Origin of the sequence: Brooklawnia sp., assembly GCF_049651565.1 — a bacterium.
Lineage (GTDB): Bacteria > Actinomycetota > Actinomycetes > Propionibacteriales > Propionibacteriaceae > Brooklawnia.
This window is the reverse complement of the sequence record NZ_JBASCI010000237.1, coordinates 1-5,357: the sequence shown is the minus strand read 5'-3', so window position 1 is coordinate 5,357 and position 5,357 is coordinate 1. Positions and strand designations below refer to the sequence as shown.

5 protein-coding genes are annotated in these 5,357 nt (G+C 69.7%); 1 reads left to right on the top strand and 4 read right to left on the bottom strand.

What is annotated here, in order from left to right:
- From WBL05_RS11370 to WBL05_RS11355, 4 genes are all read right to left on the bottom strand, one after another.
- A partial coding sequence (locus WBL05_RS11370) for a glycosyltransferase (protein WP_424226012.1) occupies positions 1–876 on the bottom strand: 876 nt, incomplete at its 3' end.
- Positions 877–885: 9 nt separating this feature from the next.
- Positions 886–1,716, bottom strand: a complete 831-nt coding sequence (locus tag WBL05_RS11365; protein WP_424226011.1) for a lysophospholipid acyltransferase family protein — start codon at positions 1,714–1,716, stop codon at positions 886–888.
- Entirely contained in the window at positions 1,717–2,487 is a 771-nt protein-coding gene (locus WBL05_RS11360) for an SDR family NAD(P)-dependent oxidoreductase (protein ID WP_424226009.1), read from the bottom strand.
- A 69-nt stretch (positions 2,488–2,556) separates the two neighbouring features.
- A complete protein-coding gene (locus WBL05_RS11355; RefSeq protein ID WP_424226007.1) occupies positions 2,557–3,753 on the bottom strand; it encodes an acetate/propionate family kinase in 1,197 nt (398 codons plus the stop codon).
- Between the two features lie 180 nt (positions 3,754–3,933).
- Here WBL05_RS11355 and WBL05_RS11350 point away from each other — a divergent pair.
- Positions 3,934–5,357 (top strand): protein kinase domain-containing protein (locus tag WBL05_RS11350; RefSeq protein ID WP_424226006.1); only part of this gene is annotated, 1,424 nt, incomplete at its 3' end.

Below are 5,357 nucleotides of genomic sequence, written 5' to 3'. Positions count from 1 at the left end.
GATCGCCTGCGCCGACAGCGCCAACCGTTTCGGGCTTGGCCGCACGAAGCTGTAGAACCACGCTGTCTTGGCCCAGAACGCCGCAGCGTGCAACGGGCCATGGTGGTCGAGGAGGTTGACCGTGTTGTTGCGGGCCATGCAGTAGTGCTTCAGGTCGCTGGGCGAGTGGTTGTAGGTGGTGCGGCCGAACAGCATCGGGGTGCCGAGGTCGTCGGTGGCCGGGTGCAGGAAATGGGCGTCCACCACGGTCGCGACCCGGGCGCCGGCGTCACGGGCCCGCCACAGGTACTCCACGTCGTCGCCCCAGATGAAGAACTCGGCCCGGACGCTGCCGATCCGGTCGACCAGCTCGCGGGTCACCAGCACCCCGTTGAACGGGATGACCACGTCGGGCACGATCTGGTCGGTGCTGACCGCCTCGAGCTGGGCCAGGGTGCGGGCCACGGTTGCGGTGCCGGGCAGCCTGATCGGGAAGCAGAGCTCGTCGGGACGCTGCTCGGTGAGCACCGCCGGACCCCAGAAGTCGAACTCGCCGCGGTACTCCAGCAGGGTGTCCAGGCACTCGGGGGTGGGCAGGCCGTCGTCGTCCATCATCCACGCCAGCTCGGCGCCCAGGTCGTGCGCCCACTGCAGCCCGGTCTGGAAACCCCCGGCGCCACCGACGTTGGAGGGCAGGGTGCGGAACAGCACGCAGGGTTCGTGCTCGGCGAGCTCAGCCAGCCACTTGCCGGTGCCATCGGTGGAGGCGTTGTCGACGACCAGGATGGCGTCCACGGCGTCGAGGGTGCGCAGCCGGGTGACCAGACGTTGCAGCAGCTCCAGCCGGTTGAACGTCACGACCACCGCCGCCACCGTCAGGCCACGTCCGCTGCTCATCCGCCGAGCCTACTGCTTGGGGTCTTCTTCGTCGCGTGCGGGGGTGTCCTGCCCGGTCAGCTCGGAACCGCCGTCCGACTTGCGCGATCTGTCCCGGCGTGAGGCCCGGTCGGACTTCTCCAGCGCCGCCCGGTGCAGCATCTCGGCCTGGGTCGGCAGACCGTAGGCGTGTGCGGTGGAGTCGTGCAGCTCGATGACCTTGCGGCGCAACCGCTCGTTGAACTGGTGGGCGATCTCGCCGGGGCGGGGACGCATCGGCAGCCCGAACACCACGTGCACCGGTGGGCGACCCGGACGCCACCGCGGCTCCCGTGCCGGCCAGGCCGCGAAGGCGCCCACGATCGCGCAGGGCACCACCTGGCAGTTGAACGAGATGGCCAGCGCAGCCACCCCCGGGGTGAACGGGCCCATGCCGCCCGAGCGTGACCGGGTGCCCTCGGGGAACAGGAAGATCGGGACGCCCTCGCTCAACAACTGCTTGGCCATCCCACGGTGGCTGCGGGTGCCGGCCCGGTTGACCGGGAAGGCGTTCATGAACAGCTGGACGGCGGCCGCGCTGTGCCGCTTGGTGAAGAATGTGTCGGCCGCGGCGCCGGTGGCCAGGTTCTTGCTGAGCCGCCGCGGCAGCGCGCCGACGATCAGCGGCCCGTCGAAGTGCGAGGAGTGGTTGGCGATGACGATGAACGGTTCCTCGGCGCCCTCCAGGTTCTGCTCGCCGTGCACGTGCACTGTCAGCAGGCTCCAGACCGCCGGTTTCAGCAGCAACTGCTGCGCGGTGGTGGTGGCGATCGTGTTCAGCGGCGAGGTGAACCGCTTCCGGTTGCCCCCGAGTTCAGCCATCTAGTTGCTCCTTGACTTGCTGATCCTTCGGGAGAAGAAGCGGGGCAGCGCGTCCGGCGCATGTCTGAGCACCCACACCGCGACCCGCCATCCGCGTCCCGGAATCGCGACGACCTTACCGCGGGATGCGGTGTCCAGCGCAACGCGAGCAACCTCGGTCGCCTCGACCCAGGCCCAGCCGGGTAGCCGGGGGCGCTTGACGCCGGCCCGTTCGTGCAGTTCGGTCTTGACCCAGCTGGGACAGACCACGGTGGCCTGCACCCCGGTGCGGGCGAGCTCCAGGGCGAGGGCCTGGGTGTAGCTGAGCACCCAGCGCTTGAGCGCCGAGTAATTGCCCTTGTAGATCCAGGCTGAAAGCGAGGAGACGTTGATGATCATGCCTCGTCCGCGGCTCCTCATGGCCTCGGCCGCGGCGCCGGAGCAGACCAGCACCGCGCGGCACATGACCTCGATCGCGCGATCCTGTAACTCGACGTCGGTCCCCACCAGGGGGGTGTTCAACCCGAACCCGGCGTTGTTGACCAGCACCTCGATCGGACGCTGCTGGTCGGTCAACCGCTCGACCAGGCGGTCGACGTCGCTGCGCACCGCCAGGTCGACCGGGAACGTCTCCACCTGACGGCCGAACCGGTCGGTCAGGTCGGCCGCGGTCTCGGCCAGCCGATCGGCGTCCCGGGCGGCAAGGACGAGGTCGTAGCCCCGTTCGGCCAGTTCGCCGGCGAAGGCCAGGCCGATGCCCGACGTGCCTCCCGTGACCAGTGCAGTCGCCATGTGGACCAACTTACTGGCCTGCACCATGCCTGGGCCGGCGCAGAGCCTCGACGTGATGACCGCGGCTGGTCAGGAACTGGCCAGCAACTCAACCGACTGGCGGGCCATCGCCAGCTCCTCGTTGGTCGGGATGACCAGCACCTTCACCTTCGACTCCGGGGTGGAGATGACGCGGGGCTCCTTGCTGCGGATGCTGTTGGCCTGCTCGTCCAGCTGGACGCCGAAGACGCCGAGCCGTTCGCACACCTCGGCGCGCACCTCCGATGAGTTCTCGCCGACCCCGGCGGTGAAGGTGATCGCGTCCAGCCCGCCCAGCAGCGCCGCGTAGCCGCCGATGTAGAAGACCAGCCGGTGCACGTAGACGTCCATGCCGAGCCGGGCGCGCTTGTCGCCGGCGTCGATCGCGGACTGCACGTCGCGCATGTCGGTGTGCCCGGTCAGCCCGAGCATGCCGGAACGCTTGTTGAGTTCGGTGTCGATCTCGGCGGCGGTCCAGCCCAGCTCGCGGTGCAGGTAGCCGATGATGCCGGGGTCGATGTCGCCGGTGCGGGTGCCCATCACCAGACCCGGCAGCGGGGTCAGGCCCATCGAGGTCTCGATCGGGTGGCCGGAGTCAACCGCCGACATCGAGGCGCCGTTGCCGAGGTGGCAGACGATCTGCTTGAGGTCGTCGCGGCCGAGCAGCTTGGCCGCCTGCTGGCTGACGTACTGGTGCGAGGTGCCGTGGAAGCCGTACTTGCGGATCTTGGTCTGCGAGGCGGTGCCGACGTCCATCGCGTAGGTGTAGGCCTCGGCGGGCAGGTTCACGAAGAACGCGGTGTCGAAGATGCCGACGTGTGGAATGTTGGGCAGCAGTTTGCGGGCCGCCTGGATGCCGGCGATGCCCGGCGGGTTGTGCAGCGGGGCGAGCGGCGACAACTCGCGCAGGGTCTTGACGACCTCGTTGTCGATCAACGTGGGGGCGGCGAACTTGTCGCCGCCGTGGACGGTGCGGTGCGCCACCGCCACGGTCTCGTCGAGGTTGGGGCCGTGTTCGCGGAACAGGTCGAAGACCTTGGCCAGTGCGGTCTCGTGGTCGGGCAGCTCCTGGTCGACGTGGTACTCGCCCTGGTTGTTGCTGAGCACCTCGTGGTCGATGGTGCCCGTGGTGCCGGTGGCGATGCGCTGCACCAGGCCCTTGGCCAGCAGTTCCTCGCTCTCCGCGTCGATCATTTGGTACTTGATGGAGCTGGATCCACAGTTGAGGACGAGGATCGGCTTCGACATGGTGCTGGCCCCTTTGCTCTGACGTGTAATCGCACAACAGACTATCGCCCAAGTCCGACCACTGCGCGGCCGAGCAACCACTGGGCAGCGTTCGGCGTACTCCGGGTTGGTTCAGGGGACGACGGGAGACAACCCCGACAGGCAGCAGTGGCGACCCCGATTAGGCTGGACGTCCTGGAGGTGAGCAGCGTGAGGTACGGCCGCGATGGGTTGACCCGGGTCGACGACTCGTCGGACGCGTCCGCCACCGTGGTGGTGCCCGGTGGCCTCAACGAAGCCGCCGACCGGCAACCGACCGATGTGCTGCCCACCGGCAGCAGGTCGCAGACCGCCGACCGCCGGCCCACCGCAGTGCTCGGCCAGGTGCACCCGGTGGACGCCCAGCCCGTCATCCCGCCCACCCGGCTCGCCCCCACCCGGAACGAAGCGCCGACCCCCACCGGCGCTGGTGCGGTTCCGGGCCGGCTGCGGACCAACCTGCCGGACGACCTGCTCGGCCGCTACCAGCCGCTGTACGACCTCAAGGTGTTCGGCGGCCAGGCCGACCTGGTCCGGTGCACCAGGCGCTCCGACGGCGCCGACGTGGTGGTGAAGCTCTACAAGTCGGCGGCCCAGCTCGACCGGGAGGTGCTGGGCAGGCTCTACCGGGCCGACCACCGGCACGTCGTCCGGCTGCTGGAGCACGGCGAGACCGACGGCGAGCCGTGGGAGGTGCAGGAGTTCTGCCCGCTCGGCAACCTCGCCGAGTACCGGGTGCAGATGGGTGGCCGGCTCGACCCGGCACTCTGCCGGGCGGTGTTGCAGCAGCTCACCGACGCAATCGCGCACGTGCACGGGCTGGGCATCACCCACCGCGACCTCAAACCGGCCAACGTCCTGGTGCGGGCGGTGCACCCGCAGCTCGACCTGGTGCTGACCGATTTCGGGGTGGCCGCCGACCAGGTGGCGACCGTGCTGATGCAGACGGTGGCAGCGTCCTGGCCGTGGGCCGCCCCCGAGGTACACACCAAGGGCCAGGTGGCCAGGTCCATCGACTGGTGGGCGCTGGGCGCGATCATGCACCAACTCCTCACCGGCCGCCACCTGCTGGCTGCACCCGACGGTGCCATGCCATCTGACAAGGTGCAACGCGCCATCATCGTGGACGGCCGGTACACCACCGACGCCATCGGCGACCCCCGCTGGCGCAACCTGGTGGACGGCCTGCTCGCCTACCAGCCCGCCGACCGCTGGACCGAACGACAGGCTCGGGACTGGCTGGCCGGGGGTAACCCGCCGGTCGTGCGCACCGTGCCGCTCGCCTCGCTGCGACCACCTGTTGCAGCCAGCCCGCGCCCGGTCAACCTGGTCGTCAACGGACAGCGGGTGCGCACCGGACGTGACCTGGTCGCGGCGCTGCGCGACGACTGGGATGAGGTCGTCCGGCAGCTGTCCGGCGACCTCCACCCCCACCTGGTGTCGTGGCTGCGCGGCTTCCCCGAGGGGATGCAGGCGCTGGCGGCCATGCAACTGGAGGACAGCGTCGGCGCCCGCTGGGTGCGGCTGCAGGCCGCCCTGACCCCCGAGGCCCCGCTGACCTATCGGGGACGCGACCTGTCCCGACA